Annotated in this window: 32 protein-coding genes; 18 read left to right on the top strand and 14 right to left on the bottom strand. The window is 63.1% G+C overall.

Going from position 1 to position 25,941, the window contains the following annotated elements:
• Position 1: 1 nt before the first annotated feature.
• The 3 genes from FJ423_RS10830 to FJ423_RS10820 all read right to left on the bottom strand — a co-directional run bounded on the left by FJ423_RS10830 (position 2) and on the right by FJ423_RS10820 (position 2,266).
• Positions 2-652 carry an amino acid ABC transporter permease gene (locus FJ423_RS10830; protein ID WP_140841555.1) on the bottom strand — a complete coding sequence of 217 codons (651 nt, stop codon included), beginning with the start codon at positions 650-652 and terminating at the stop codon, positions 2-4.
• Position 653: 1 nt separating this feature from the next.
• Positions 654-1,319, bottom strand: coding sequence for an amino acid ABC transporter permease (locus tag FJ423_RS10825; protein WP_140841553.1), 666 nt, complete (start codon positions 1,317-1,319; stop codon positions 654-656).
• 116 nt (positions 1,320-1,435) lie between these two features.
• Complete coding sequence (locus tag FJ423_RS10820; protein ID WP_210200001.1) at positions 1,436-2,266, bottom strand: transporter substrate-binding domain-containing protein; 831 nt, start codon at positions 2,264-2,266, stop codon at positions 1,436-1,438.
• 164 nt (positions 2,267-2,430) lie between these two features.
• Here FJ423_RS10820 and FJ423_RS10815 point away from each other — a divergent pair, with 164 nt between their 5' ends.
• On the top strand, positions 2,431-3,231 hold the full coding sequence (locus FJ423_RS10815) for an IclR family transcriptional regulator (protein WP_140841549.1): 801 nt from the start codon (positions 2,431-2,433) through the stop codon (positions 3,229-3,231).
• Positions 3,232-3,249: 18 nt separating this feature from the next.
• Here the strand turns inward: FJ423_RS10815 and FJ423_RS10810 are convergent, their stop codons facing one another.
• Positions 3,250-3,453 carry a DUF465 domain-containing protein gene (locus tag FJ423_RS10810; RefSeq protein ID WP_140841547.1) on the bottom strand — a complete coding sequence of 68 codons (204 nt, stop codon included), beginning with the start codon at positions 3,451-3,453 and terminating at the stop codon, positions 3,250-3,252.
• Between the two features lie 239 nt (positions 3,454-3,692).
• Between FJ423_RS10810 and FJ423_RS10805 the strand changes: the two genes are divergently transcribed.
• The 5 genes from FJ423_RS10805 (at position 3,693) to FJ423_RS10785 (ending at position 7,748) form a co-directional block, all read left to right on the top strand.
• Positions 3,693-3,872, top strand: coding sequence for a YdcH family protein (locus tag FJ423_RS10805; RefSeq protein ID WP_042641511.1), 180 nt, complete (start codon positions 3,693-3,695; stop codon positions 3,870-3,872).
• Between the two features lie 239 nt (positions 3,873-4,111).
• On the top strand, positions 4,112-5,362 hold the full coding sequence (gene ispG / locus FJ423_RS10800; protein WP_140841545.1) for a flavodoxin-dependent (E)-4-hydroxy-3-methylbut-2-enyl-diphosphate synthase: 1,251 nt from the start codon (positions 4,112-4,114) through the stop codon (positions 5,360-5,362).
• A 4-nt stretch (positions 5,363-5,366) separates the two neighbouring features.
• Positions 5,367-6,227, top strand: coding sequence for a lytic transglycosylase domain-containing protein (locus tag FJ423_RS10795; protein ID WP_140841543.1), 861 nt, complete (start codon positions 5,367-5,369; stop codon positions 6,225-6,227).
• Positions 6,224-6,475, top strand: a complete 252-nt coding sequence (locus tag FJ423_RS10790) for a hypothetical protein (protein WP_348642891.1) — start codon at positions 6,224-6,226, stop codon at positions 6,473-6,475. The genes FJ423_RS10795 and FJ423_RS10790 overlap by 4 nt, the downstream gene beginning before the upstream one ends.
• 136 nt (positions 6,476-6,611) lie before the next feature.
• A complete protein-coding gene (locus FJ423_RS10785) occupies positions 6,612-7,748 on the top strand; it encodes a sterol desaturase family protein (RefSeq protein ID WP_140841541.1) in 1,137 nt (378 codons plus the stop codon).
• 232 nt (positions 7,749-7,980) lie between these two features.
• Here the strand turns inward: FJ423_RS10785 and FJ423_RS10775 are convergent, their stop codons facing one another.
• From FJ423_RS10775 to FJ423_RS10765, 3 genes are all read right to left on the bottom strand, one after another.
• A complete protein-coding gene (locus FJ423_RS10775) occupies positions 7,981-10,314 on the bottom strand; it encodes a response regulator (RefSeq protein WP_140841539.1) in 2,334 nt (777 codons plus the stop codon).
• A gap of 186 nt (positions 10,315-10,500) precedes the next feature.
• Positions 10,501-10,719, bottom strand: a complete 219-nt coding sequence (locus tag FJ423_RS10770) for a hypothetical protein (protein ID WP_140841537.1) — start codon at positions 10,717-10,719, stop codon at positions 10,501-10,503.
• A 14-nt stretch (positions 10,720-10,733) separates the two neighbouring features.
• Positions 10,734-11,057, bottom strand: coding sequence for a hypothetical protein (locus FJ423_RS10765; protein WP_140841535.1), 324 nt, complete (start codon positions 11,055-11,057; stop codon positions 10,734-10,736).
• Positions 11,058-11,158: 101 nt separating this feature from the next.
• Here FJ423_RS10765 and FJ423_RS10760 point away from each other — a divergent pair, with 101 nt between their 5' ends.
• Positions 11,159-13,156 (top strand): PAS domain-containing sensor histidine kinase, encoded by a 1,998-nt coding sequence (locus FJ423_RS10760; RefSeq protein WP_210239556.1) that lies wholly within the window; start codon positions 11,159-11,161, stop codon positions 13,154-13,156.
• Here FJ423_RS10760 and FJ423_RS10755 read toward each other — a convergent pair.
• Positions 13,147-13,746, bottom strand: a complete 600-nt coding sequence (locus FJ423_RS10755; RefSeq protein WP_140841531.1) for an HXXEE domain-containing protein — start codon at positions 13,744-13,746, stop codon at positions 13,147-13,149. The genes FJ423_RS10760 and FJ423_RS10755 overlap by 10 nt on opposite strands.
• 245 nt (positions 13,747-13,991) lie before the next feature.
• Here FJ423_RS10755 and FJ423_RS10750 point away from each other — a divergent pair, with 245 nt between their 5' ends.
• Positions 13,992-14,966, top strand: coding sequence for an alpha/beta hydrolase (locus tag FJ423_RS10750; protein WP_140841529.1), 975 nt, complete (start codon positions 13,992-13,994; stop codon positions 14,964-14,966).
• A 76-nt stretch (positions 14,967-15,042) separates the two neighbouring features.
• Here FJ423_RS10750 and FJ423_RS10745 read toward each other — a convergent pair whose 3' ends face one another.
• Together FJ423_RS10745 and FJ423_RS10740 are read right to left on the bottom strand one after the other, a co-directional pair.
• Positions 15,043-15,261: a 4-oxalocrotonate tautomerase family protein gene (locus tag FJ423_RS10745; protein WP_140841527.1), complete on the bottom strand. Its 219-nt coding sequence runs from the start codon at positions 15,259-15,261 to the stop codon at positions 15,043-15,045.
• 212 nt (positions 15,262-15,473) lie between these two features.
• Entirely contained in the window at positions 15,474-16,349 is an 876-nt protein-coding gene (locus FJ423_RS10740; RefSeq protein WP_246680147.1) for a polyprenyl synthetase family protein, read from the bottom strand.
• 118 nt (positions 16,350-16,467) lie between these two features.
• Here FJ423_RS10740 and FJ423_RS10735 point away from each other — a divergent pair, with 118 nt between their 5' ends.
• The 3 genes from FJ423_RS10735 (at position 16,468) to FJ423_RS10725 (ending at position 18,334) form a co-directional block, all read left to right on the top strand.
• A complete protein-coding gene (locus FJ423_RS10735; protein WP_140841523.1) occupies positions 16,468-17,226 on the top strand; it encodes a transglycosylase domain-containing protein in 759 nt (252 codons plus the stop codon).
• A 294-nt stretch (positions 17,227-17,520) separates the two neighbouring features.
• Positions 17,521-17,703: a 50S ribosomal protein L32 gene (gene rpmF / locus FJ423_RS10730; protein ID WP_006203806.1), complete on the top strand. Its 183-nt coding sequence runs from the start codon at positions 17,521-17,523 to the stop codon at positions 17,701-17,703.
• 229 nt (positions 17,704-17,932) lie between these two features.
• Positions 17,933-18,334, top strand: a complete 402-nt coding sequence (locus FJ423_RS10725) for a hypothetical protein (RefSeq protein WP_140545089.1) — start codon at positions 17,933-17,935, stop codon at positions 18,332-18,334.
• Here the strand turns inward: FJ423_RS10725 and FJ423_RS10720 are convergent.
• A complete protein-coding gene (locus FJ423_RS10720; RefSeq protein ID WP_140841521.1) occupies positions 18,326-18,844 on the bottom strand; it encodes a helix-turn-helix domain-containing protein in 519 nt (172 codons plus the stop codon). The two genes, FJ423_RS10725 and FJ423_RS10720, sit on opposite strands and share 9 nt — an antisense overlap.
• Before the next feature lie 87 nt (positions 18,845-18,931).
• On the opposite strand from FJ423_RS10720, the gene FJ423_RS10715 reads away from it, so the two are divergent.
• From FJ423_RS10715 to FJ423_RS10700, 4 genes are all read left to right on the top strand, one after another.
• Complete coding sequence (locus FJ423_RS10715; RefSeq protein WP_140841519.1) at positions 18,932-19,759, top strand: alpha/beta hydrolase; 828 nt, start codon at positions 18,932-18,934, stop codon at positions 19,757-19,759.
• A gap of 93 nt (positions 19,760-19,852) precedes the next feature.
• Complete coding sequence (locus tag FJ423_RS10710; protein ID WP_140841517.1) at positions 19,853-20,509, top strand: glutathione S-transferase family protein; 657 nt, start codon at positions 19,853-19,855, stop codon at positions 20,507-20,509.
• Complete coding sequence (locus FJ423_RS10705) at positions 20,510-20,845, top strand: metalloregulator ArsR/SmtB family transcription factor (protein WP_095767344.1); 336 nt, start codon at positions 20,510-20,512, stop codon at positions 20,843-20,845.
• Between the two features lie 11 nt (positions 20,846-20,856).
• Positions 20,857-21,351 (top strand): SRPBCC family protein, encoded by a 495-nt coding sequence (locus FJ423_RS10700; RefSeq protein WP_140841515.1) that lies wholly within the window; start codon positions 20,857-20,859, stop codon positions 21,349-21,351.
• 61 nt (positions 21,352-21,412) lie between these two features.
• Here the strand turns inward: FJ423_RS10700 and FJ423_RS10695 are convergent, their stop codons facing one another.
• The 3 genes from FJ423_RS10695 to FJ423_RS10685 all read right to left on the bottom strand — a co-directional run bounded on the left by FJ423_RS10695 (position 21,413) and on the right by FJ423_RS10685 (position 23,244).
• On the bottom strand, positions 21,413-21,688 hold the full coding sequence (locus tag FJ423_RS10695) for a metalloregulator ArsR/SmtB family transcription factor (protein WP_140841513.1): 276 nt from the start codon (positions 21,686-21,688) through the stop codon (positions 21,413-21,415).
• A gap of 32 nt (positions 21,689-21,720) precedes the next feature.
• Complete coding sequence (locus FJ423_RS10690) at positions 21,721-22,968, bottom strand: MFS transporter (protein WP_140841511.1); 1,248 nt, start codon at positions 22,966-22,968, stop codon at positions 21,721-21,723.
• Between the two features lie 81 nt (positions 22,969-23,049).
• Complete coding sequence (locus tag FJ423_RS10685; RefSeq protein ID WP_095767348.1) at positions 23,050-23,244, bottom strand: DUF1192 domain-containing protein; 195 nt, start codon at positions 23,242-23,244, stop codon at positions 23,050-23,052.
• A gap of 215 nt (positions 23,245-23,459) precedes the next feature.
• Between FJ423_RS10685 and FJ423_RS10680 the strand changes: the two genes are divergently transcribed.
• The 3 genes from FJ423_RS10680 to FJ423_RS10670 all read left to right on the top strand — a co-directional run bounded on the left by FJ423_RS10680 (position 23,460) and on the right by FJ423_RS10670 (position 25,855).
• The gene (locus FJ423_RS10680) at positions 23,460-24,470 is read left to right on the top strand and encodes an NAD(P)H-quinone oxidoreductase (RefSeq protein WP_140841509.1); all 1,011 of its coding nucleotides are present in this window, start codon (positions 23,460-23,462) and stop codon (positions 24,468-24,470) included.
• Between the two features lie 297 nt (positions 24,471-24,767).
• A complete protein-coding gene (locus FJ423_RS10675) occupies positions 24,768-24,908 on the top strand; it encodes a DUF1127 domain-containing protein (protein ID WP_095767350.1) in 141 nt (46 codons plus the stop codon).
• A 254-nt stretch (positions 24,909-25,162) separates the two neighbouring features.
• Positions 25,163-25,855 (top strand): DUF1013 domain-containing protein, encoded by a 693-nt coding sequence (locus tag FJ423_RS10670; protein ID WP_140841507.1) that lies wholly within the window; start codon positions 25,163-25,165, stop codon positions 25,853-25,855.
• Positions 25,856-25,941: the final 86 nt, after the last annotated feature.

The raw sequence follows: 25,941 nt of genomic DNA, 5'->3' as shown, positions 1-25,941 counted from the left end.
ATTAATCCCGGATGAAAGCGAAGCGCCGTTCCAGCCGGCGGCTGGCATAGGAAAGCGCATAATTGACGGCGAAATAGATGAGAGCGCCGAGGATATAGAGCGGCATCGCCTCATAGGTGCGGCCGATGACCTGGTTGATCGCCTGCATCAGATCGGTGATGCCGAGCAGCGAAACCAGCGCGCTACCCTTCACGGCATCGGTGACGCCGTTGATCCAGGGTGGCAGGAAGCGGCGGAAAGCCTGCGGGAAGATCACCGAGGTGAGGCGCTGGCGGAAGGTGAGGCCGATCGCCATCGCCGCTTCCGACTGGCCTTTCGGGATCGAGGCGACGGCGCCGCGCAGATATTCGACGACCTGCGCCGTCTTGAACAAGGTCAGCGCCAGCACCGCCGCCCAGAAGGACTGAAGGTGCACGCCGACCGCGGGCAGGCCGTAATAGACGAAGAACATCAGCACGAGGATCGGGATGCCGCGGATGGTGTCCGAGAAGATGCGCACTGCCCAACGCAGCGGCGCTGGCCCATAGACCAGGCCGACGCCCAGCAGGACCCCTGCGACCAAGGACAGGACCACGACCAGCAGCGAGACCCATAAGGTCACGGCGAAGCCTTCGGCAAGGAACGGCAGGGCGTAGAGGATCTGGCTCAGCATCTCAGCGCGCCGCCCTGAATCGGCGTTCGACCAGCCGCAGCGCAAACAGCAAGGTGTAGCCGGTCACCAGATACATCGCCGTCGTCACCAGATAGACCTCGACGATGCGGAACGTGTTGAAGTTGATCCACTGGGCGCCGTAGGTGAGCTCGGGGACCGAGATCACCGAGGCGATCGAGGTGTCCTTGAACAGCGAGATGAAGGTGTTGGACAGTGCGGGCAGCGTGATGCGCAGCATCGTCGGCAGGCGTACGTGGATCAGGCGCTGCCATGGAGTAAGGCCGATCGCCTTGCCGGCGTCGAGCTGACCGCGCGGCACCGCTTCCAGGCCCGAGCGGAACACCTCGACAAGATAGGCGCCGCTATAGACCGATAGCGTCAGGACAAACGATGTAGGGGCGCTGTAGGCAAGGTCGACGACTGTCGGCAGGCCGTAGAAGACCAGATAGACCAGCAGGATCAGCGGAACGTTGCGGATGAATTCGACATAGGCGGCGATGATGGCGCGCACCACGCGTCCGGCCGAGACATACCAGACGGCCAACACCAAGCCGATGACGATGCCGATGGCGATCGAGATGACGGCAAGCTCGAGGCTGAGCAGTAAGCCACCCCACAGCTTGTCGAAATGCCGCCAGATCAGGTTGAAATTGAGCGTATAGCCCATGCGTCCGTCTCAATGGCCCGCGGCGAACATAGCATTCATATTCGCATGGGCCGGTGTGAGGAGAACAGGCGGAAGAACGGTTGCCTCGCCCTTCCGCCGGTTGGTCGTGTGGCGCGTCAGATGACCGGGAAGCCCGGATGGCGCGGCGGCGGCTCCTGACCGAAATATTCCTTGAAGGCGGCATCGTAGAGCGCCGTCTCATGGCCGAACATGGCGATGGTGAAGGTCTGGTTGACGAAGGTCAGCCAGTCGAGGTCGCCTTGCCGGACCGCAGCGCCGTAAAGCATCGAGTACCAGCTCTTGCCGGCGTCGAAATATTTGTCGGGATTGCGCGAGGCGAGCCAGCGCACCGTCGACAGATCGACAGCGGCGGCATCGGCGCGCTTGGATTCCAACGCCTGCAGAACGTTCGCCTGGGTATCGATCTGCAGCACCTGCGCCTGCGGCAAGGCAAAATGCACCGAGCTTTCGGCGTCGACATTCTGCAGGATCGAGATGCGCGTGGCGGAGCCGTTCGCCAGGAGCTTGTCGAAGGTCTTGTTCTCGGAGCCAGGCAGCGTCAGCAGCGCGACGCCTTCAACGTAATATGGCCGCGAGAAGTGGATCAGCTGCGAGCGCTGCGCCGTCATGGTCATGAACTGGATGGTGATGTCGACCTTGTTGGTCGTCACGTTCGGAATGCGCTGCGCCGGATCCTGCATGACGAACTCGACCTTGGTCGGGTCGTCAAAGAGGCCCTTGGCAAGGATGCGGCCCATGGTGATGTCCATACCGACCAGCTCGCCGGCATCGTTCTCGAAATGCCACGGCGCGTTGGTGCTGCCGGTGCCGACGATCAGCTTGCCGCGATCGAGCGCAGTGCGCAGCACGCTGTCGGACGCGGCTTGCGCCGCCGCCTTCTCGGCGCTGATGGCGGTGAGCGCGCCGGCGGTGGCCAGGCCCGCCATTCCCAGTTTCAGAAAATTACGTCTGCCGGATGTGTCGTTCACGGCGACCTCCTTTGATGGTGTGTTCCCCAATGCAGCAGAGATACGCGTCGCAATCAGCGATTGTCTCTTACAAGAGACGTGTGTATCCTGTACAAGACAGATACTAGCACTAGGAATCGACAATGCAAGAGCGTGAAACCCTGACCGAGTGGCCAAGCGACGGTGCGGATGAAGAGCGGCCGGCGGGCTCGCGCGAGAAGGGGCTCAACAGGGCCTTGAACATCCTGGAATTCCTGCACGCCAACCAGCGTGCGATCGGCATCGGCGACCTGGCCAAAGGGCTCAACGCGCCGCGCTCGACGACCTATACGCTGGTGCGCGAGTTGGTCGAAGCCGGGCTGCTGGAAATGGCTGGCGACGGCAACCGCGTCTATTTCGGCAAGAAGCTCTATCTCTATGGAATGGCTTATATGCGCGGCAACGACCTGCTCAGGCGCGGCCGCCAGGAGGTCGACACGCTGTCGCGCGAGACCGGCGAGACCTCCGAACTCTGCATGCTGCAGAGCGGCCGCTACACGATCGTCCATTCGAGCCCGGGCACCAGGCCATTCCGCATCAGTTCGGCCACCGGCCTGCAGATCCCGCTGCCCTGGACTGCTTCCGGCCGGCTGCTGCTTGCCGGCCTCGACCGCGGCGGGATCGAAGCGATGGTCACGCGAGACGACCTCGTGCTGCCGGACGGCCGCAAGCTCGAACTCGACGATTTCATCGACGATATCGCGCGGGCGCGCATCACCGGCTATTGCGTCACGTCAGGCCTGGTCGATGCCTACACCAAATGCCTTGCGGCGCCGGTGTTCTCTGCGCCAGGCAAGGTCGAAGCGACTATGTGCCTTGTGGTGCCGATCGACACGTCCGAAGAACGGACCGGCGAACTTCTCGCGCTGCTGCGCGAACGCGCGGCACGGCTATCGATCTCTTGACGGCGCGGGGCGATCCGCTCAGGCAATGATGTCGGGAATGATGCGGTCTTCCAGCACCGACAGCCGGTCTTTCAGCATCAGCTTCTTCTTCTTCATGCGCTGGATCTGAAGCGGGTCGCAGCCGGTGGCGATCATCGCGTTGATGGCGGCGTCGAAATCGGCGTGTTCTTGTTTGAGCCGGGAATATTCGAGGCGTATTTCAGCCTGTTCCTGTTCGGACATTATCTACCGTCTGCGTATGCATCGCCCAATCGGGCTGTTTGGGCGGGGCCGTGACTTGCGGGTTTGTGACCGGCGCGCAGCCCTTACCACATTTCACTTTGTCGTGGAATGCTACCACGTGGCATTCGACATCGAGATCGGTTGGTGGCAAACTGTCATGGTGCCGTCACAGTCGCAACCTGCGGTGGAGGCTCCTGCGACGGCTGCAATCGAGGAAACCATGAAAGGGAGAACCATTCATGTCTCTTGCATCCCATCTTGACGAGTTGCAGCGGAAACACGGTGATATCGAGCGCGAGCTCACCGATGCGATGAACCATCCTTCGGTCGACGACCTCGAAATCGTGAATCTCAAGCGACGCAAGCTGGCAATCAAGGACGAGATTGAAAAGCTGAAAGCTAGTCCGACGACACACTGAAGCTCTTCCAGGCACCATCATCGCAACCCGCCGCGGTGAATTTCCGGTGGCAAGAAATGCCACCGGGCCGGTGCTTTTAACTGAAATTGACGGAAAGCTGGCCGCAAATCTTGCGGTCGGACCGGTTGTTATTTCCCGCACGGCTCTAGCCGATTTGCAGGCTGGCCCGCCGCTTGCCATTGACAAGCCATCTTTGCTCCGCCACCTCATGCCGAAACTCCCAAATGAAGGCGGCCGGCATGACCGGATATTTTTCTTCTCCCTTCCCGCGTCGCCGGTCGGTCGGCGTATCGGTCGGCGGCGTGATGGTCGGCGGCGGCGCTCCGGTCGTCGTGCAATCGATGACCAACACCGACACCGCCGATGTCGACCAGACCGTCGCCCAGGTCGCGGCGCTGCATCGTGCCGGCTCGGAGATCGTGCGCATCACGGTCGACCGCGACGAGAGCGCGGCGGCGGTTCCGCGCATCCATGAGCGGCTGTTGCGGCTCGGCATCGACGTGCCGCTGGTCGGCGACTTCCACTATATCGGGCACAAGCTGCTCGCCGATCATCCGGCCTGCGCCGAAGCGCTGGCCAAATACCGCATCAATCCGGGCAATGTCGGCTTCAAGGACAAGAAGGACCGCCAGTTCGCCGCGATCGTCGAGATGGCGATCAGATATGACAAACCGGTACGCATCGGCGTCAATTGGGGATCGCTCGACCAGGAGCTTTTGACCCGGCTGATGGACGACAACCAGGCGAAGGGCTCGCCGCTCACCGCGCAGGAAGTCACGCGCGAGGCGATCGTGCAGTCGGCGATCCTGTCGGCCGAGATGGCGGAAGAGATCGGGCTTGGCCGCGAAAAGATCATCCTGTCGGCCAAGGTCAGCGGTGTGCAGGACCTGATCGCCGTCTACACCGAGCTTGCCACCCGCTCCGATCATGCGCTGCATCTGGGCCTCACCGAAGCCGGCATGGGCACCAAGGGCATCGTCGCTTCTTCCGCCGCGATGGGCATCCTCTTGCAGCAGGGCATCGGCGACACGATCCGCATCTCGCTGACGCCGGAGCCGAATGGCGACCGCACGCGCGAGGTGCAGGTGTCGCAAGAACTTCTGCAGACCATGGGCTTCCGGCAGTTCGTGCCTATCGTCGCGGCCTGCCCCGGCTGCGGCCGCACCACATCCACCGTGTTCCAGGAACTTGCCCAGAGCATCCAGGCCGATATCCGCAAGAACATGCCAGTGTGGCGCGAGAAATATCCCGGCGTCGAGAATCTCAAGGTCGCGGTGATGGGCTGCATCGTCAACGGTCCCGGCGAATCCAAGCACGCCGATATCGGCATATCGCTGCCCGGCACTGGCGAGACGCCGACGGCGCCTGTCTTCATCGACGGCAAGAAGGCTGCTACGCTGCGCGGGCCCTCGATCGCGCAGGATTTCGAGAAGATGGTCGGCGACTATATCGAGCAGCGGTACGGGCACGGCAAAGCCGCCGCGGAATGAACCGATGCGGCGTTTCCTGAAGGCAACGCTGCTCTTGTTTTTCGTGCTGATCCCGGCGACACACGCATTCGCCGATCCGCCGCAGTCGAAGTCGGCCGCCAAGCGCCTGATTTCCCGCGTCTGCGATCTGATCGAGACCCAGGCCCAACAGAACGGGCTGCCCAAGGATTTCTTCGCCCGGCTGATCTGGAAGGAGAGCCGCTTCGATCCGGGCGCGGTGAGCCCGGTCGGCGCCGAAGGCATCGCGCAATTCATGCCGGGCACCGCGAAGATGCGCGGGCTCGCCGATCCCTTCGACATCGGGCAGGCCATCCCGGCCTCGGCGAAATATCTCGCCGAGATGAAGGTCAGCTATGGCAATCTCGGGCTCGCGGCCGCGGCCTACAATGCCGGCGAGAACCGCGTGTCGCGCTGGCTCGCCTCGGGCGGCTTCCTGCCGATGGAAACGGAAAGCTATGTCTTCGACGTCATGGGCGAGCCCGTCGACAAGTTCTCGGACAAGTCCTATGCCGGCACCGTCCAGCCGCTCGACCCGAAGATGAGCTTCGCGGTTGCCTGCCGCAGGCTGCCGGTGATCATGTCGCGGACCGTCGCCATGGCTTCGATCAACGTGAAGCCGTGGGGCGTGCAGGTGGCGGGCAATTTCCGCCGCTCGGCGGCGATCGGCCAGTGGCTGCGGGTCAGGGGCCGGTTCCCGGCTTTGCTCGCCAGCCGTGACCCGGTGGTGAGCCGGGTTCGCACGCCGATCGGCCGGCGCGGCATCTACGCGGTCAGGATCGGCGCCGATACGCGCGGCGAGGCCAACGGCATCTGCGACAAGCTGCAAAGCGTCGGCGGCGCCTGCGTGGTGCTGCGCAATCGGTGACGCAACGCCAGGACAGTGGGCCGCAAGAGGTGCTCGAAACGCGCGAAAGCCGGCGTGCAGACCGACTGCCCGGACTTGCACGCTGGCAATTCGAACGCGTGCACCGGGGTGTCGCCTACGACCTTGAGCTCGACACCAGCCGGCTGATGCCGGCGAATGCGCCCGCCTCATCCAGCAGCGATTTAAATTGTAGCGACTTGCATTCCTGGCGGGGACGCGAGCTTCCCGGCCGTCAACAACGCCGATAGCCAATTGCTAATGTTGCGACGAGAATCCGCTTGTCAGGGCGGTGGCGTTCAAATCTTATTGCGCTTTGCCATAGTAAGAGCGGGCACAGTGTTTTCCAGGGCGCGTTTTTATTCGGATCACATAGGGGGGAGCATCATGCCGGAGGGGAATTTCCTTAAAAGGGTGATCGGTGAGCTCGAAACACCGCGCACCAAGCGGCCGTTCGGGTCCGGCTGGCTGTCCGGCTCGATCGCATTGCTTGCCGGGATCACCGGCCTCCTGATGGTCATCGTATTGCGCTATCCGACGCTGACCTCGATGCCGGACCTTGCTCCGATCCACCAGATGCTGTTCTTCAAGCCGGTCCTCTATTTCGTGCTTATCTCGGGCTACGTCCTGGCCATCCTGAGCATGATGCTGCGCCGGGAAAAGACGCTCGGCGTGGCGGCTATGGTCACCGTGCTGTTGGCCTCGCTCATCGGCATGCTCCCGGTGCGTCACGAGTTGCATGTCGACGGCGTGTTCTTCGGCCTTGATTTCTTCATTCTCAATGTCCTGTTCATGGGCGTGCTGTTCGTCCCGCTCGAACGCATCTTTGCCCGCAACAAGAGCCAGACCGTGTTCCGCGACGAATGGCGCGAGGACCTGTTCTATTACCTGGTCTCGTCGCTGCTGGTTCAGATATTGACCTACCTGACGCTCGCGCCGTCCAATTTCGTCAACGCGCAAGCCGGCCTCGGTTCGGTGCGCGCCTGGGTCCACGATCTGCCCTGGGTCGTGCAACTGCTGGCGGTGATGTTCCTGACCGATCTTGCCCAATATTGGGTACACCGGGCCTTCCATCGCATCCCGTTCCTGTGGAATTTTCATGCCGTGCATCATTCGGCCAAGTCGATGGACTGGATTGCCGGCGCGCGGATGCATTTCCTGGAAATCATCGTTCTTCGCAGCCTGACGGCGACGCCGATGTTCGTGCTCGGCTTCGATGAATCGGCGATCCAAGCCTATATCCTGATCGTCTACGTTTATTCGTCCTTCATCCATTCCAACATCGGAACGAGCTTCGGTCCGGCGGAAAAGGTGCTGGTGTCACCGCGCTTCCATCATTGGCATCACGGCCTCGAGAAAGAGGCGATCGACGTCAACTTCGCCATCCATTTCCCGCTGCTCGACCGGCTATTCGGCACCTATCATCTGCCCGAGGGACGCTGGCCGAAGGGCTATGGCATTCACGGCCATCCGGTGCCGAAAGGATATTGGCGGCAATTCCTGTATCCGTTCCGGCGGGGCTGAAGGCTCGAAAAGAGCTGGTTCAGAGTCGGCGGGACAGCGCCCCCTCTGTCCTGCCGGACATCTGCCCCACAAGGGGGGAGATTGGCCGCCACGTTTGCTTTCGCCAATCTCCAAGGGATGGGCGAAGCGCCGGAACTGCCGATCTCCCCCAAGTGAGGGAGATGCCCGGCAGGGCAGAGGGGGGCGCGAAGGAACTCGGCGGTGGCCGCCGAACGCACCTGGCGCCTGACGCTTAAGCCGTCTTCGCCGCCACGGTCTCGCTGAGCCAGGTGCCGATCTTGGCGCCGAGGCGGTCGGGCGAGACCGGCTTCGGCAGATAGTCGTCCATGCCGGCCTCGATGCATTTTTCACGGTCGCCCTTTAGCGCATGCGCGGTGACGCCGATGACCGGCGTGTGATCGCCGTTCTGCGCTTCGATGGCGCGGATGGCGCGCGTCGCCTCATAGCCGTTCATCTCCGGCATGGAGACGTCCATCAGCACCAGGCGCGGGCGCAGCGAGCGGTACATCTCGACAGCCGTCCGACCATTGCCGGCAATGCGGTAGCTGAGACCGAAACCGTTGAGGATCTGGCCGAAGACCAGCTGATTCACGTCATTGTCCTCGGCGATCAGGATATCGATCGGGCCGCTCGGCGCTGCCGTCGATTCCGGCGCCGCCGGCACGGACACCGACGGGCCGCGGATGACGGTGAAGGCCGGCGGGGCCGCCTGGGCCGCGACCGGCTCGCGCACGAAATGCGCCTTGGCGCCTTGCGTGCGCGCCTTCTGGATGGCGGCAATCACGGTGCCCAGCAGCACCGCCGAACGCGCCGGCTTGGTAAGATGCGCGACGATGCCGAAATCGATCACCATGCGGCCGAAATCGACCTGGTCTACCGAGGTGAGCAGCACGACGGGGATGGAAGAGAGGCGGCTGTCGGCGGCGATGGCTCTGGCGACATCGGCGCCGTTCATGCCGGGCATCTGGTAATCGAGGATGATGCAGTCGACCGAGGCGCCGAGCTGGCAGGCGCGGTCGAGGAAAGCGAGGCCGACCGCGCCGCTTTCGGCGGCCGCGCAGTCGAAGCTCCAGCTTCTGAGCTGCTCCAGCAGGATCTCGCGGTTGACCGGATTGTCGTCGATGACCAGCACACGGGCGCCGGTGACATCGACCGGCACCAGCTCGTCACGCGCCTGCTGGCTATGCGCCGGCAGCGGCACGGCGAACCAGAACACGGAGCCGCGGCCGATCTCGCTTTCGACGCCGATCTTGCCGCCCATCAGGTCGACAAGCCGCGCGCCGATCGCGAGGCCAAGGCCGGTGCCTTCATGGCGGCGGGTCGAGGAGCCGTCGACCTGGGCGAATTTCTCGAACACGCTTTGCAGTTTTTCGGCTGGAATGCCGATGCCGGTGTCCTCGACGCGGACCTTGAGCTGGACCACACCGTCGACGACATCGCCGCCGACATCGATCAGGACATGGCCCTTCTCGGTAAACTTCACGGCGTTGCCGAGCAGGTTGGTGACGATCTGGCGGAAGCGCCCGGCATCGCCGACGACGAAGGCCGGCAGGCGCGGGTCGACGCGCACGATGAGCTCGAGGTTCTTTTCGGCAACGCGCGCCGACACCAGCGTCGCCACATCCTCGACCGCCTCCGCGAGGCGGAAAGGGGCGGGGTCGAGCGTCAGCTGGCCGGCATTGATCTTCGAGAAATCGAGGATGTCGTTGATGATGGTGAGCAGCGCGTTGCCGGATTTGACGATGACGTCGGTGAAGGTCTTCTGGCGCGGCGTCAGCTCCGTCTTGGCAAGCAACTCGGCCATGCCGAGAACGCCGTTCATCGGCGTGCGGATCTCATGGCTCATATTGGCAAGGAATTCGGATTTGGCGCGGTCGGCGGCCTCGGCCTTGAACAAAGATGCGGCGGTCTCGGCGAAGGCGCGGCGGATCGCATTCTCCATCGGCCGGAATATCAGAAACGCCGCGATGGCGAGCACGGCGAACAGCAGGCCGCTCGCCCACAGGAGCAGCCGGTCGCTGGAAGCATCGGCGAGGCGGCGCTCCTCGTCGAGCGCGGTGCGCACCTTCACCAGCATCGGCTGGGCGAAAAGGTCATTCTGGTTACGGATCTCGCGATAGCTCCACTCGTCGACCTTCTGGGCGACTGCCATCAAGTTGAAGTTGCGCACCATATCGCGCGCCGACCAGAACAGGTCGTCATTGACCGAAGCGGCGTCCAGCGCGTTGACGGTGTTGTTCGACAGGCGCGGCCTGATCGCGGCAAGCTGGGCGTTCAGGATCCCGATCTCGCCCATCAGGCGTTCGGAATGGCCGCGCGCGGCGGTCGCCAACGCATCGCGCGTCTCGCTGCGCCAGGCGGTGCCGGTGGTCTCGGCGAAATTGGTGGCGTTGCGCAGGTCGCGGGCGAAGATGACGAAATTGCCGCTGAGAGCATCGACCTCGTGGCGGTACGAATTCACACGGTTGAGCGCGAACATGACGGCGGCCGAGGCCAGTGCGAAGACAAGCAATCCCGAAATGTAGCGGATCCGGATCGACCGGAGGAAGGAAGAATATTCCGGCATGCGCAACCCCAACACATACGCACAATTTTAATGGTCGGGATTACGCTTGATTTACATTAAGATTTCGTTGGAGGGAGGGTGGTCTTGTCGCTGCTTTTGATGCAGGGGCGACGTATCGCTGTCCGCGACAGACAGGCCTAGCGCACTGGACCTCCGGACAGCGCTTTGAAACCGGACGGCAGATCGTCAATCCGTCGTATCGGAGAGGATACGGTTTCCCTTGCGCAGCGTGATCCGCCGTCGAGGATGCTCGTCCCTTGCGGCTTGAAAAATGGCGCGGGCAAGCTGGGCTGTAACGGCGCGTGCGAGAACCCGTTCGATGACCTCATGGCTGTCGGCGTGCCAGAGTTCGATACGATAGGGCAGCGCTTCGGCCGAACGGGTAGAGTTGGCGCTCCGTGTCATAGACAGGCCCCTGCCTAATTCGCCGGACCGTTCCATCTCGAAACGAAATTGTTCTTGTGCCGCAAGGTGACGTAGCGGTCCGGGTGCTCACGCGTCGCTGCGTAATAGGCAGCGTAGCCGATGCTGGCATTTGCCGTGACGGCGAGGACTTGTTCGACACCGTTCTTGGTGGCGTTCCACAACTCGACCCTATACGGGAGTTCGTCGTGCTCGGCAGAGCCGAGTTCGTGAGAGACGGGATTTTCCTCGTCATCTCCAGGCTCGTTTTCCGGAGCAAAGCTGTACAAATAACCTGGGTTTCTGAGATTGGCTGCGAGAGCGGATGAATATGTCGCCATTGATCCAAGCTCGTTGCTATGCAGGATAGGCACGCTTATGTCGCAGACGCGTCACCGGACGAACTGCCTGATGCGAGCGTAATGCGGGTTCGACAATGCCATTGACCACAGCCGACGCGCAACACCTTTCCGACAGCCGCCGCCTCGAACTCTTCATCGACGCTGTCGCCGACTACGCGATCTACACCCTTGATGCAGATGGCTTCATCACCAGCTGGAATGCCGGCGCCGAGAAGATAAAGGGCTACGCGGCTTCGGAAATCCTGGGGCAGCATTTTTCCCGATTTTTCACAGTCGAAGATCAGGCGAATGGGGTTCCGAGCAGGATGCTTGCCGCGGCAAAGGCGGAGGGAAGATACGAGGCCGAAGGATGGCGGGTGCGCAAGGACGGAACCAGGTTCTGGTCGAGCGGCCTTGTTCAACGGGTACTGGACCGCAACGGCGTTCTTTTGGGTTACGCGAAGATCACGCGAGACATCACGGAGCGCGTCGCCGCGCATGAGTCGCTGCTGCAGAGCGAGCGGCGCTTCCGCATCCTTGTCGACGGCGTGACCGACTATGCCATCTACATGCTCGATCCAAGCGGCGTGATCACCAATTGGAACGCCGGCGCCGAGCGGCTGAAAGGCTACGCTGCCGAGGAAATCGTGGGCCAGCATTTTTCCAAATTCTATACTCGTGAAGAACGCGCAAAAGGCGCGCCGCTCCGGGTTCTCGAAGCAGCCGTGCAGAACGGGCGATATGAAGGCGAGGGTTGGCGCGTACGCAAGGATGGCAGCCGTTTCTGGGCATCGGTTGTCGTTACCCCGATCCACAACGACGCAGGCCGACTCGAAGGATTCGCCAAGGTCACGCGCGACATCACCGAACGCCGTGCGGCGCACGAAGCTTTGCGCCAAAGCGAGCGCCAGTTCCGCCTTCTGGTGAGCGGCGTGACCGACTATGCGCTCTTCATGCTTGACCCCAACGGGCTGGTGACCAGTTGGAACGCCGGCGCGGAGCGCATCAAGGGCTATGCGGCCGAAGAAATCATCGGTCAGCACTTCTCACGTTTTTATACCGAGCATGACCGTGCCGCCGGTTTACCTGGCCGCGCGCTCTATACGGCAACACGGGATGGACGCTTCGAGACCGAGGGCCATCGCGTCCGTAAGGACGGGACGCTGTTCTGGGCGAATGTCGTGATCGATCCGATCCGCGACGAGCGAGGAGAGCTGATCGGTTTCGCCAAGATTACGCGCGACATCACCGACCGACGCGACGCTGAGATCGCACTGCGGCAGGCGCAAGCGCAACGCGTTCATACGCAGAAAATGGATGCGCTCGGCCAACTGACCGGCAGCATCGTGCATGATTTCAACAACCTCCTGACGGTGGTCGAAAGCTATGTTCGCCTGGGCAAGAAAGTCGGCGCCGATCCCGAAATGAAGCGGGCGACCGAATCCGTGGAGCTTGCGCTCCAGCGCGGCGCCGCATTGACACGCCAGCTGCTGGCCTTCTCGCGCAAGCAGGCTGCCCGCGCCGAGGTCGTCTCGCTGGCAGAGCGCGTGGAAGCCGTCCGCGCAATGATAGCGGGCTCCATGCGCAAATCGGTGAAATTGGTCGCCGCTGTCGGACCCGAAACCTGGCCAGTCAAGGTCGACCCCGGCGAACTGGAGCTTGGTCTCGTCAACATTGCCTTTAACGCGCGGGACGCCATGCCAGACGGTGGCCTGGTAACGATAACGGCGGAGAACGCGCTGTTGTCGAGCGAGGATAACGCAGCCGGCCTGCAAGGTGAATTCGTCGCGTTGCGGGTGACCGACACAGGCATCGGCATTGCGGCAGACGTGCTTCCGCAGGTTTTCGAACCGTTCTTCACGACCAAAGGGCCCGAGAAGGGTACAGGTCTCGGCCTCGCCCAGGTCTACGGCTTGGCGCAGCAGTCCGGCGGCGCGGTCACAATTGACAGCGAAGTCGGCAAGGGCACGACGGTGACGATCTATCTGCCCCGGGCCGATATGGCAGTCGCCGCGCAGAGCGCCGAGCCGGAACAGCCGGCCAGCGCGAATGTGGTGCCGTTGAGGACAAAGGGCCGTTTTGCCGATGATCAAGACTGATGACGTCGCCGCCGATGCTGTGAGGTGACGACGAGAGAGCGGTATCGGGCGGCCACGACCGCAATGATCGCCAGGTGAAGCAGGATCGCGAGAGCTGCGCCGATCAATTGCGGGACAAGACCTCCCGTCCGGCCGATCATCCAGATCGTGACGACGCTCAGCGGCAAAAACAAAATGACGCTGGTGACGAGGCCGGGATTGTATTTGCCGAGCCGCGCCGATGTGACGAGGTGCGCGAGCGCGTTCACGATCATGACATACGGGGCAACCAGGCCCCAGGCGGGTCCCCACAGGAATGCCGCATAAAGAGCCAGCAGGTTGATGCCCCAGACAAACGGCAGGTTGATGACGAGAACCGAGGCGACGGTAAGGGCGTCACGGCCGCCGAAAACATTTTCGTTCGCGAATTTGCGGAATCGGTCGCCGGCGTGCTCTTCGACCTGATGGATCATGTAAAACGGGCTGTGCAGGAAGATCAGGAACACCGGCAGCGGAAGCGATAAGACCGGCGCGGCCGCTATGAGCGATGCTGCCATGAACCCTGCACCGATGACCCAATAATCGGCCAGCCAGGCTTGCAGCTTAAGCATTGGTTCCCCGCCTCCCCAGTCAGCGATCCTGCACGAATGGACGCGCATCGCCAGAACTATTCAAGTGCGTGGACGCCGTGGCGCTACGTGACCATGTCGGATATTGACTGCCGCGACCGCCCCTGAGACAGTCAATGGAAGATGCGCGCCTCCAAAAACTTGGCACTCCGCTGGCTCGGCCACCCGTTGCGGCGTCTGGCCTTTCGCCATTGATCAGAGGTGGAACGCGAGCATGAGAGGCGGCCGTGAGCGAACCTATACAGCGGATAGTTGAGACCAACGGCATCCGCCTCAATGTCGCGGAGCAGGGCGAAGGGCCGGTGGTGCTTTTGTGCCATGGCTTCCCTGAATCCTGGTATTCCTGGCGGCATCAGCTGGGCGCGCTCGCAGCGGCGGGCTTCCGTGCCGTCGCCCCCGACATGCGAGGCTACGGCAAGAGCGACCGGCCGGAAGCGATCGACCAATACACGCTCTTTCATCTGGTCGGCGACATGGTGGGTCTTCTCGACGCCCTCGAGGTCCCCAGTGCCGTCATCGTCGGCCACGACTGGGGTGCGGTGGTGGCCTGGCATGCCGCGCTGCTACGGCCGGACCGCTTCCATGCCGTCGTCGGCCTCAGCGTGCCGTTCCGGCCGCGCGGCAATGCGCGTCCGACCAGCCTCATGCCGCGAACGGCGGAGTCCCAGTTCTACCAGCTCTATTTCCAGCAACCCGGTATTGCCGAGGCGGAGCTGGAACGGGACCCGCGGGCCACGGTGCGCGCCATGCTTTACGCGGTGTCGGGAGACGCTTCGGACGGCGGCGCCAGAATTGCCATGGTCCCGCACGGCGGAGGTCTCCTGCAAGCCGCCGAGGTTCCTGCAAGTCTGCCGCACTGGCTCAGCGAAAGCGACAGCGATTTCTACGCCGGCGAGTTCCAGCGCACCGGCTTTGCCGGAGGTCTCAACTGGTACCGCAACATCGACCGGAACTGGGAACTGATGGCGCCCTTTGCCGGCGCGCGGATCAAGGTTCCCGCTCTCTACGCAGCGGGCGACCGTGACCTTGTGGTCGCCTTCCCCGGCATGGATCAACTGTTGGCCAATCTCAGGAACTTCGTCCCGCAAATCCGCGATACGCTGATGCTGCCCGGCTGCGGGCATTGGACCCAGCAGGAGCGCCCGGACGAGGTCAACGCCGCGATGATCGATTTCCTGCGGAGCTTGCCGAACCGGGGCTGATCCAAGGGAAAGCGAGTGTCGGCTCCGACACGGAAAGTTGGGCGTGTCGCTCGGCAAGCGACTCGCCCGGCTCAAGTCAGGCACCATCCTCGGCCCGGTGGGCGTCGGGAAGAATGAAGACCTCGTCGGCGCGGCCATAGCCTCCGTCGGGAACTTCCTCGATCAGCACCATGGTGTGGGGGCGTACACCTTCGCCGAAATAGTCGACGAACATCTGCGTGGTCTTGTGGACGAGGTCTTCCTTCTGCGCCTTTGTGAGGGCGGCCTCGGGCATCTTGAAGTTGGCAAAGGGCATTTCCAGGTTCCTTCCGGTGGATTTCACGGCTCTGGATGGAGGGCCGGGGAGGCGTCAGCGACCGGATCGATGATGTCCGTTCGTTGTCCTGGAGCGGATATAGACTGCTGCGGATGCCGGATAATCACCCGGCCATCGACAGCAGTATTCGAACATAGCGAACAATCGGAGCTGTTGTCGGCTTCGGCAATTGCCGCCCGCCGCGCCACCGTTCAGCTGCTGCGCGTCGCCACGAAGGTCGCCGCTTGCTTGAGCAGCTCAGCCCGCTCGCCATAGGGCTCAAGCAGGGCATGCGCCTGGTCGATGAGGCCGTGGAGCTGGCCGCGCGCCCAGTCTGGTCCGTGCAGTGCTGCGAGCGTCGCCTTGCCGGCGGCCGCATCCTTGTTCGTCGCTTTGCCCATCTGCTTTGCGTCGGCGGTCAGGTCGAGCAGGTCGTCGGCGAGCTGGAAGGCAAGGCCGATCGCCGAGCCGAACTCCGCCAGCCGCTCGCGCTCGGCAGGAGGCGCGCCGGCGACGATCGCGCCGGCCTCGCAGGCGAAGCGGATCAGCGCGCCGGTCTTCATCGCCTGCAGCGTGATGATCCCCGCCTCGTCCGGCCGTTCGCGCTCCGCTTCCAGGTCCAGCATCTGGCCGCCGACCATGCCGCCGGCACCGGCCGCACGGGCAAGGGCGAGGACCAGGGTGGCGCGGCGCTCCGCCGCCAGCAACGTCGCGTCGTCGGCGACGACGTCGAAGGCCAAGGTCAGCAACGCGTCGCCGGCGAGGACCGCGGTCGCCTCGTCGAAGGCCCTGTGCACCGTCGGCTGGCCGCGCCTCAAATCGTCGTCGTCCATGGAAGGCAGGTCGTCATGGATGAGCGAGTAGCAATGCACGCATTCGAGCGCCGCGGCGACGCGCAGCGCCGCCTCGCTATCGGCCGAAAACAGCGCGGCACTTTCCATGACCAGAAATGGCCGCAGCCGCTTGCCGCCATTGAGCACGCCATGGCGCATGGCCGCCATCAGGCGCTCCGGCCGCACGATCTCACTGGTGAGCGGACGCGCGTCGAGGATCCGCCGCAGCTCGGTCTCGACCGCGGCGGCGCGCATGAAAAGCGCGGATTCGAAGGCGATCTGGTCGTCTTTGCCCATGGCCGGGACCGGTAGCCGACACTCAGACATTGCGCAAGCAGGCTCGCGCCTTTATGCCGGAGGAGGCGAGGCACGGGTGGACGGCTTGACGGAACCGATCGTCGACTATGAAAGCGAAGGGCTGGACATGGCGCGACGTCGGCGCCTGAACCGCGCCGGTCTCAAGCGGCTAGGTCGGCGTTGCCTGGTCGTGGCGCTCGTGCTGGCAGTCATACCGGTCGTGCTCACCTTCCTTTATCTGCCATCTTTCGTGCATCCGGTCTCGACGCTAATGCTGAAGGACCTCGTGACTTTTTCCGGCTACGACCGGCGCTGGGTGTCGATCGACGACGTGGCGCCGGTGCTGGCGCATTCGGTGATCATGTCGGAGGACGGGCAGTTCTGCTTTCATCGCGGCGTCGATCTGGGCGAGTTGCGCGGCGTGGTCGACGACGCGCTGGCCGGCGAGGCGACGCGCGGCGCCTCCACCATCACCATGCAGACGGTGAAGAACCTTTTTCTGTGGTCGCGCCCATTGGGCAGCGTGCGCAAGGTGGTCGAGCTGCCCCTGGCCGTCTATTTCGATGCTGTGATGTCGAAGCGGCGGATCATGGAAATCTATCTCAACATCGCCGAATGGGGGCCGGGCATCTACGGCATCGAGGCCGCCGCCAGGCATCATTTCGGCGTCTCTGCCAAGCAATTGTCGCGCCGGCAGGCGGCGCTGCTTGCCGTCAGCCTGCCCAACCCGATCGCGCGCAATCCCGCCAGGCCGGGGCCGGGCCTGCGGCGGCTGGCCTCGCTGATCGAGCGGCGCGCGAGCAGGTCAGGCGCCTATGTCGGCTGCCTTGACTAGGTGCATCGATATTCAAGTGGGCCCGGCCTGCGAACGGCGGCTACCTGCGCTTCCGGTGCTCACGTACTTTAAGTACGCTCCGCTCCGGTTCTCGGTGGCCACCGTTCTCGGCTCGGCCTGATTTGAATCTCGACACACCTAGTTCCTGTCCTCCTGCGGCAAAAAAATTCGCGCCGGCGCTGGCCAAAACGGCGCAAGGCGTGTATAGGCACCCGACTTTCTCAGATTATGGCCTCGATGCGGCCCTTTCGCGAGGGTTGCCGGGGCATTTTGACCATGTAGTGGAGCATATCCATGGCCGTTCCAAAAAGAAAAACCTCTCCGTCGAAGCGCGGCATGCGCCGCTCGGCCGACGCGCTCAAGGCCCCGACCTATGTCGAGGACAAGAATTCCGGCGAAATGCGCCGCCCGCATCACATCGACCTGAAGACCGGCATGTATCGCGGCCGCCAGGTTCTTGAGCCGAAGGAAAGCTGAGAAGCTTCCGCGGTTCGTGACGTTTCAAAAGACCGGCCTCTGGCCGGTCTTTTTGCGTGCGGCCCTTGGTTGAGGGAGACCTGGGCCTCGCAGGCTGCAGAAAAGCCGGTCAACCGGCTGACATTGTTATTTCATTAGGTCTTAGAGCGTGTTCGCCGCCGCCGGCGAAAAGCCTTGACGGCGCGCCTGCCGCGGATTTTACAAAAGGGGTGCCCATGGAGTCGCCCAGATGTTCGGTGCCATCCCGCTGCTGATCGTGCCCTTCGTCCTCTACAATCTCGGCCTGCTGGGATTGTTCGGCGGCGGCGACGATCCCTGGACGACCGAGATGTTCTCCTTCCGCATGATGTCGGGCGGCGTGTTCTCGATGACGCTCGGTGGTCTGATGGTGCTGATCGGGCTGATCTTCCTGTTCGTCGAGATCTCAAAATCAGTGCGCACCACCAATGCCTCGATCCTCGATCACCTTTTGTCGACGCTGGTCTTCATCGCCTTCCTGGTCGAATTCCTGCTGGTGAAAGGCGCGGCGCATTCGGTGTTCTTCACGCTGATGGTCATCGCGCTGTTCGACGTGCTGGCCGGCTTCTCGGTGTCGATGCGGTCGGCCAGCCGGGATATAAACTTAAATTGATGTTGCCTCAGCCTTTCGCGCGACCACTGCCTCATAGGCAGCGCGCAGTTGCTGGCGCACGGTTGGCGTGCCCGGCGGCGTCTTCGATGGCGCTCCGAGATGCTCGTGACGCAGTTCGTCCATGAATTGGGCCCATAGCGGCGGGCCGCCCTTTTCGAGCAGCTCGGCTCGGATCGACAATTCTTCCGTGACCGGCAGCCAGACGCGTCCCCAGGCCCCGAGCTGCGCCATGATCGGCACCAGCGTGATCGCCATCTCCGTGAGGCTGTAGATCGCCTTCTGCTTGTGGCTGGGGTCGTCGGCCTTGGTCAGCAGACCGAGCTCCATCAGCCGCTTCAGCCGGTCGGCCAGGATGTTGGAGGCGATGCCTTCCAGCGAGCCGTTGAGCAACTCGCGAAAATGGCGCCTGCCGCCGAAGATCATGTCGCGTAGGATGATCAGACTCCAGCGGTCGCCAAAGACCTCGAGCGACAGATTGATCGGGCAGCCGGACCGACGGTCGATGCTCATGGCACTCTCCAGAAAACCAGTTGCATTATGATATCGGTTTGATTATCGTGCAACTGATTGCAAATTGCAATCGGATAGGAGGAGCAGATGACCAACGCGGCGCAGCTTCCCGACATCATTTCGGAAAGCTTCGGCAGTCCGAAAGATCCGCCGATCCTTTTGGTCATGGGCGCCATGGCTTCGATGCTGTGGTGGCCGGAAGCCTTCTGCCGGCAACTTGCCGGGCGCGGCCGCTTCGTCATCCGCTACGACAACCGCGACACGGGCCTGTCGACCAAATTTCCGCCGGGCGCGCCGCCCTACACATTCGAGGATATGGTGGACGACGCCATGCGCGTGCTCGACGACCATGGCGTCGCCAAGGCGCATGTCGCCGGCATGTCGATGGGCGGCATGCTCGCGCAGAGCATGGCGCTGAAATATCCCGAACGCGTCAGCGTGCTCACCGTGATCTCCTGTTCGCCGCTCGGCGTCGATACATCCGGCCTGCCCGGAACGACCGAAGCCTACAAGCAGCACTCGGCCGAAGGCGGCAATGTCGACTGGTCGAAGCGGGAGCAGGTGATCGACTTCATGGTCAAGGACGCCCGTGCGATTGCCAGCACTCGCCATCCGTTCGACGAGGGGCAGACGCGCAAGATGATCGAGGAGGATTACGGCCGTTCCGGCGGGCTGGCCAGCGCGACCAATCATTTCCTGCTCAAGGGCGGAGGCCCGCAACGCACGGTGCGGGATCTTCGCGTGCCGCTGCTCGTCATCCACGGCACCGCCGACCCGCTCTTCCCTGTCGAGCATGGCGAGGCGCTCGCCAAGGCGGTTCTCGGCGCAAAGCTGGTCAAGGTCGAAGGGGGCGGCCACGAACTGCATCGCAACGACTGGTCGCAGATCATCGAGGCCATCGCCGCACACGGCTAGCGCCGGCAAGACGCCGGCTTGACTCGAGCCGTCCGCGACAATAGTGAAGTAATTACTTCAGTATCGATTATCCGAAAGCGAAAGAGAGCCGGAATGTCCCTGACGCTGCATTTCCACCCGCTGGCCTCGTTCTGCTGGAAGCCGCTAATCGCGCTTTACGAGAACGACACGCCATTCGAGCCGGTCATTGTCGACCTCGGCGACGAGGCTTCCCGCGCCGCATTCCTGAAAGTGTCGCCGACCGGCAAGATGCCGGCGCTGCGTGACGATGCGCGGGACCGCACGGTGCTGGAATCGACCATCGTCGTCGAATATCTCGCCGCGCATTACCCCGGGCCGGTCGAGCTCATTCCCGCCGATATCGATCTCGCCCTGCAGGTCCGCCAGGCAGACCGCTTCTACGATTTCTACGTGCAGCATCCGATGCAGAAGATCGTCGGCGACAGGCTGCGGCCGACGGACAAGACCGATCCGTTCGGGGTCGAGGAGGCCCGCGCGCAGCTGCGCAACTCCTACGCCATTGTCGACGAGGAGATGGCGGCAAGGACCTGGGCCGTAGGCGAAAGCTTCACCATGGCCGACTGCGCCGCCTCGCCGGCGCTGTTCTACGCCAACAAGGTCGAGCCCTTCGGCGAAAAATTCCCGGCCTTGAAACGCTACCACGACCGGCTGCTCGCGCGCCCGTCCTTCGCCCGGGTGATCGAGGAAGCGGGACCTTACTTCAAGCTCTTTCCGTACAATAACGGCTAGATGCTCCACGATCCCGCCCAGCTCGACCTGATGTTCCAGGCGCTCGCCGACCCGGCGCGGCGGCAGATGGTGGACCGTCTGTCGCGCGGGCCGGCTTCGGTCAGCCAGCTTGCTGAACCGTTAGCGATGTCGTTGTCGGCCGTCGTCCAGCATCTCAACGTGCTTGAGGCAAGCGGCCTGGTGCGGACCGAAAAGCTTGGCCGGGTGCGGACCTGCCGGATCGAGCCGCAGGCGCTTCGGGCCGCCGAGCACTGGATCAACGAGCGGCGGCTTGCCTGGGAGCGTCGGCTCGACCGCCTCGGCGATTTCCTCGCTGAAACGAAAGATGAAACCTGAAGGGTCCCGTCATGAGCGAACGATCCGTCGTCCATTCCACCTTCGTCATCGAGCGCGTCTATCCGGCGGCGCCGGAGAAGGTCTATTTCGCGCTGAGCGATCCGACGGCGAAGAAGCGCTGGTTCTTTGACCCCGACAACCCCATGCCCAGCCGGCATGAGATGGATTTTCGGGTCGGCGGCAAGGAAGTGAATGCCGGCTGTCCCAGCGACGGACAGATGCATTGCTACAACGCGATCTATCACGATATCGTGCCCAACCGGCGCATCGTCTACAGCTATGAGCTTCTGTTCGGCGAAACCCGAGTCTCCGTGTCGCTTGCGACGATCGAGCTCATCGCCGAAGGCAAGGGAACGCGGCTCATCCTGACGGAACAGGGCGCCTTTTTCGACGGCATCGACTCACCGGCCACCCGCGAGCACGGCACCGGCGAATTGCTCGACGCGCTCGGGACGGCACTGGGAGCTGAGGGCTCCGGCCAAAGCGCATCGCGCTTTGGGTCTTGACGCCTGTCATTGTCTCAGAACCGCTGCACACTTCTGAGCGACATGCATCAAACGCCAAAGACTATTCCCCAGGCGCCGTTTCCCAGAACTGGTCGAGCCAGATGTTGAGCCTGAGGAAGCCGGCGCTGCTGACGGTATAGACGCGCCTCGTGCCTTCGGGCTTGGCGTTGACCAGGCCGGCGTCCAGCAGGACCTTCAAATGCTGGGAAACCGCCGGGCGTGAGACGGGCAATCCGGCGGCCAATTCGTTCACCGTCTTTGGGCCGCGCCGGAGTTCTTCCAAGAGATAGCGCCGGTTGGGATCGGCTATCGCCATAAAGGCGTCAGAAAACATCATGCCTTTATTTGTGAGGCAAAGTCTCGCGAATCTCAACTATCGGTTTCAACCTTTCTGCGCGGATCGAGCCGCGTGGCCTCGGGCGTGACGGCGCGGTCCGCGGGCTGCGTCTTGAAGGCATCGCGGTCTTCGATCGGCACCGGCGCGCGGGCGCGGATGCGCAGCAGCGTGTAGCCGGCGAGGCTGAGATGGGCGAGCGCGGTTGCCAGGAAAAGCCCCTCCGGACGCACCGAGCCCATCAAGGCCGCGGCCAAAAGCGGGCCGATCATCGTGCCAAAGCCGTAGAGCAAGAGCAGACCGCCCGAAACCTTGACGAAGTCCTCGGAGCGGGCGTGGTCGTTGGCATGAGCGACGGCGATCGAGTAGAGCGTATAGGCGAAGGCGCCATAGGCGGCGGTCATCACGATGATGAAAACGCCCGAACGCGGCGCGATCAGGAAGATCAGCATCGCGACCAGGGCTGCGCCGAAGGCTGCGCCGGCCAGTACGAAGCGCCGGTCGGTTGTATCCGACAGCCGCCCGGCCGGTAGCTGCATGGCGGCACCGGAAATGACGACCAGGCTCATCATCAGTGCGATCTCGGCGGTCGATATGCCGACGCGCGCGCCATAGACGGCGCCCAGCGTGCCCCAGGCACCGTTGGCGATGCCGATCAGGAGGCAGGCCACCGCCGACACCGGCGAGTTGGCGTAAAGGCCTTTGACGTCGAGCTTGACGTCCTGCAGGGGCTTGGGATGCGACTGCGTCGACACGGCCGTCGGAATGAGCGATAGGCAAAACAGGATGCCGGTGATCATGAACAGCGAGGCCGACCGAACATCGCCGCCGGCGACGATCATCTGGCCGCCCATGATCGAGGCATAGGTGACCATCATATAGAGGCCGAAGACGGTGCCGCGGTTCTCGTTGGTGGCCTTCTCGTTCAGCCAGCTCTCGATCACCATGAAAGCCCCGGCCATGGTGAAGCCGGTGAAGGCGCGCAAAAGGATCCAGAAATATTCGTCGATGATGAGGCCGGTGAGCAGCGCGATGATCGCGCCCGACGCGGCGAAGGCGCCGAAAGCCCTGACATGGCCGGCGCGGCGCACGAGACGCGGCGCGAAGAAGCAGCCGGCGACGAAGCCGCCGGCCCAGGCCGTGCCCATCAGGCCGAGCGATGCGGTCGAAAAGCCTTCCACCTGGCCGCGCAGCGGCAGGAGCAGCCCGTGCAGGCCGGATGCGGCGAGCAGGAACGCGGTGCCGCGCAGCAGCGAGAGGATCGGTCTGTAGGTTGCAAACATCGCTTGATCCGGGTTCGAGACGCAGGGCCTGAAGACAGATGTATTCGGGCTTTTCGGCGGCGAGAGAGCACGCCGAACAATTTATCCGCGGCGGAACAGCGACTCGGCGGCAGATTTGGTGGCGCCTTTGGCGGTGCGCTCGGCTTCCAGCCTGGCGATCTCGTCGCGCAGCAATGCGATGCGCTCGGACAATTCGTCGACGGACAACAAAGACAGGTCCTGGCCGATCTCGTGCGGGCGCTGCTTTTTCCTGGGTTCGTCGTCGAAGATCGCCATCCGTCGCTCCTCTCTTACTCGGCCATTTGCCTGATTTGGCAATCGGCATACATAGAGCAATTCCGGGAAAAATGCGTAGCGATTTTCCGCCCGGAATAGCGTAGGAACAAAGAGTTGGAGCAGGTTGGCGCTTCTTCAAGCGCCGAACTGCTCCAGGCGGGGGCGCCGATGCAAACGGGCGGCGATAGACCGGGATACAGGGAGAACACGATATCATGGCAAACGGACAGAAGATTCCGGCGAAGATGACGGCCATCGCGATCTCGCAACCGGGTGGGCCAAAGGTGCTCAAGCCGGAAACGCGCGACGTGCCGGTGCCCGGCCCCGGCGAAGTGCTGATCCGGGTGCACGCGGCCGGCGTCAACCGGCCGGACGTCCAGCAGCGCAAGGGCGCCTATCCGCCGCCGCCCGGTGCATCCGACTTGCCGGGCCTCGAAGCGTCGGGCGAAATCGCGGCGCTCGGCGACGAGATATCGCGCTGGCGCATCGGCGACCGGGTCTGCGCGCTGACGCCGGGCGGCGGCTATGCCGAATATGTCAAGGTTCATACCGGCAGCGTGCTGCCGCTGCCGGCGGGTTTCACGCATTCGGAAGCCGCCGCGGTTCCGGAAAACTACTTCACCGTCTGGCACAATGTATTCGAGCGCGGCGGCCTGAAGAAAGGCGAGACGCTGCTTGTCCATGGCGGTTCGTCCGGCATTGGCACCACCGCCATCCAGCTCGCCTCGGCCTTCGGCGCCACTGTGATCACCACCGCCGGCAGCAAGGAGAAATGCGACGCCTGCCTGAAGCTCGGCGCCGACCGGGCAGTCAACTACCGCGAGGAGGATTTCGTCGCCGCCGTGAAGGATGCGACCGATGGCAAGGGCGCCGACGTCATCCTCGACATGGTCGGCGGCGATTATGTCGGGCACAATTACGATGCCGCGGCCGTCGAAGGGCGCATCGTACAGATCGCGGTGCAGGCCGGGGCCGTGGCCAGCGCCGACTTCTCCAAGATCATGGTGAAGCGGCTGACCCATACCGGCTCGACGCTTCGCCCGCGTACCGTCGAGTTCAAGGCGGCGATCGCAGCCGTGCTCGAGGCCCAGGTGTGGCCACTGCTCGGCACGCGCAAGGTGGCTCCTGTGATGGACATGATCTTTCCGCTGACCGAAGCCTGGCGGGCGCACGAGCGGATGGAAGAGGGCGAGCATATCGGCAAGATCGTCCTCGACGTCGGCTAGGATGTGCGCACATTCAGGTGAGGCCGGCCTGCAAATGGCAGCTTCCTGAGCTTCCGGTGCTCACGTACTCAAGTACGCTCCGCTCCGGTTCTCGGAAGCTGCCATTTTCGTCTCGGCCTGACCTGAATCTCCGCACATCCTGCGGCGCCCGCGTGCCTTTTGGGTAGCTGAATAAAGGCTTAATGGTGCAATGCACAAAACGCATTGCGGCCATGCAAAAGCGTCCGTTCAATTTGTGGGCAGACATGCCTATTTACGCGGCATCAAACGATTTAACCAACGACTGGAGAAACCATCATGAACCCGATCAGTGCTTTCCGTAAGTGGCGCATGTACAACGAGACCGTGCGCGAATTGAACAAGCTCAATGCCCGCCAGCTGAGCGACCTCGGCATCAACCGGGCCGACATCGAGCGTATCGCCCGCCAGGCGGTGTAATCAGACGCAGCCCGGCCTCGCGGTCGGGCTGCGACATGCAAGCCAGAGCCGTCGAGACGCTTGCTTTGTTTCCGGTTCCAAGCCCGCTGGACCTCGTCCAGCGGGTTTTGTCTTTTTAGGGCCTTGAATCGGCCCTTCCCAAAAACATTGCGAAAATTGGAGGGAGCGTTTATACAGGCCGCGAATTTCCCATTTTGGTGGCTCTAAAACCACCGCCCGCGCGGGAACGCGGGCGAACGAGAAGGATTTTTGATATGGCCAATTCGCTGCTGATGCCCAAGGCGACCGCCGTCTGGCTGGTCGACAACACCGCGCTTTCCTTCGAGCAGATCGCGCAGTTCTGCGGGCTGCATCCGCTGGAGGTCAAGGCGATCGCCGACGGCGAGTCGGCCCAGGGCATCAAGGGCATGGACCCGATCATTACCGGCCAGTTGACGCGCGACGAGATCGCGCGCGGCGAGAAGGACATCAACCACCGGCTGAAGCTGTCGGAGCCGAAGGTGCGGGTGCCGGAATCGAAGCGCAAGGGCCCGCGCTACACGCCTTTGTCGAAGCGCCAGGACCGGCCGAACGCCATCTTGTGGCTGGTGCGCAACCATCCCGAGCTCAAGGATGCGCAGATTGCCCGTCTCGTAGGCACCACCAAGTCGACGATCGAGCAGATCCGCGAGCGCAAGCACTGGAACTCGGCCAATCTGCAGCCGATGGATCCGGTGACGCTCGGCCTCACCTCGCAGATCGACCTGGACCTCGAAGTCAACCGCGCCTCGCGCGGCCGCGAGCCGGCGCAGCCCGTCGGCGACACACTGCTGCCCGCCGCGCTCACCGAACGGCTGGTGCCCGCGCCGGAGAAGCCGAAGGACGAGGACCAGGAGCTCGATGCCAACGCCGTCTTCGCCAAGCTTTCGGCGCTCAAGTCGAAGGACAAGAACGAAGACGAGGAATGAGCGCTCTTACCTTCTCCCCTTGTGGGAGAAGGTGGATCGGCGCGATAGCGCCGAGACGGATGAGGGGTGTTCCAGCGGAGTGAGAC

Source organism: Mesorhizobium sp. B2-8-9 (assembly GCF_006439475.1).
Taxonomy (GTDB): domain Bacteria; phylum Pseudomonadota; class Alphaproteobacteria; order Rhizobiales; family Rhizobiaceae; genus Mesorhizobium.
This window is presented reverse-complemented; position numbering and strand designations above follow the sequence as displayed.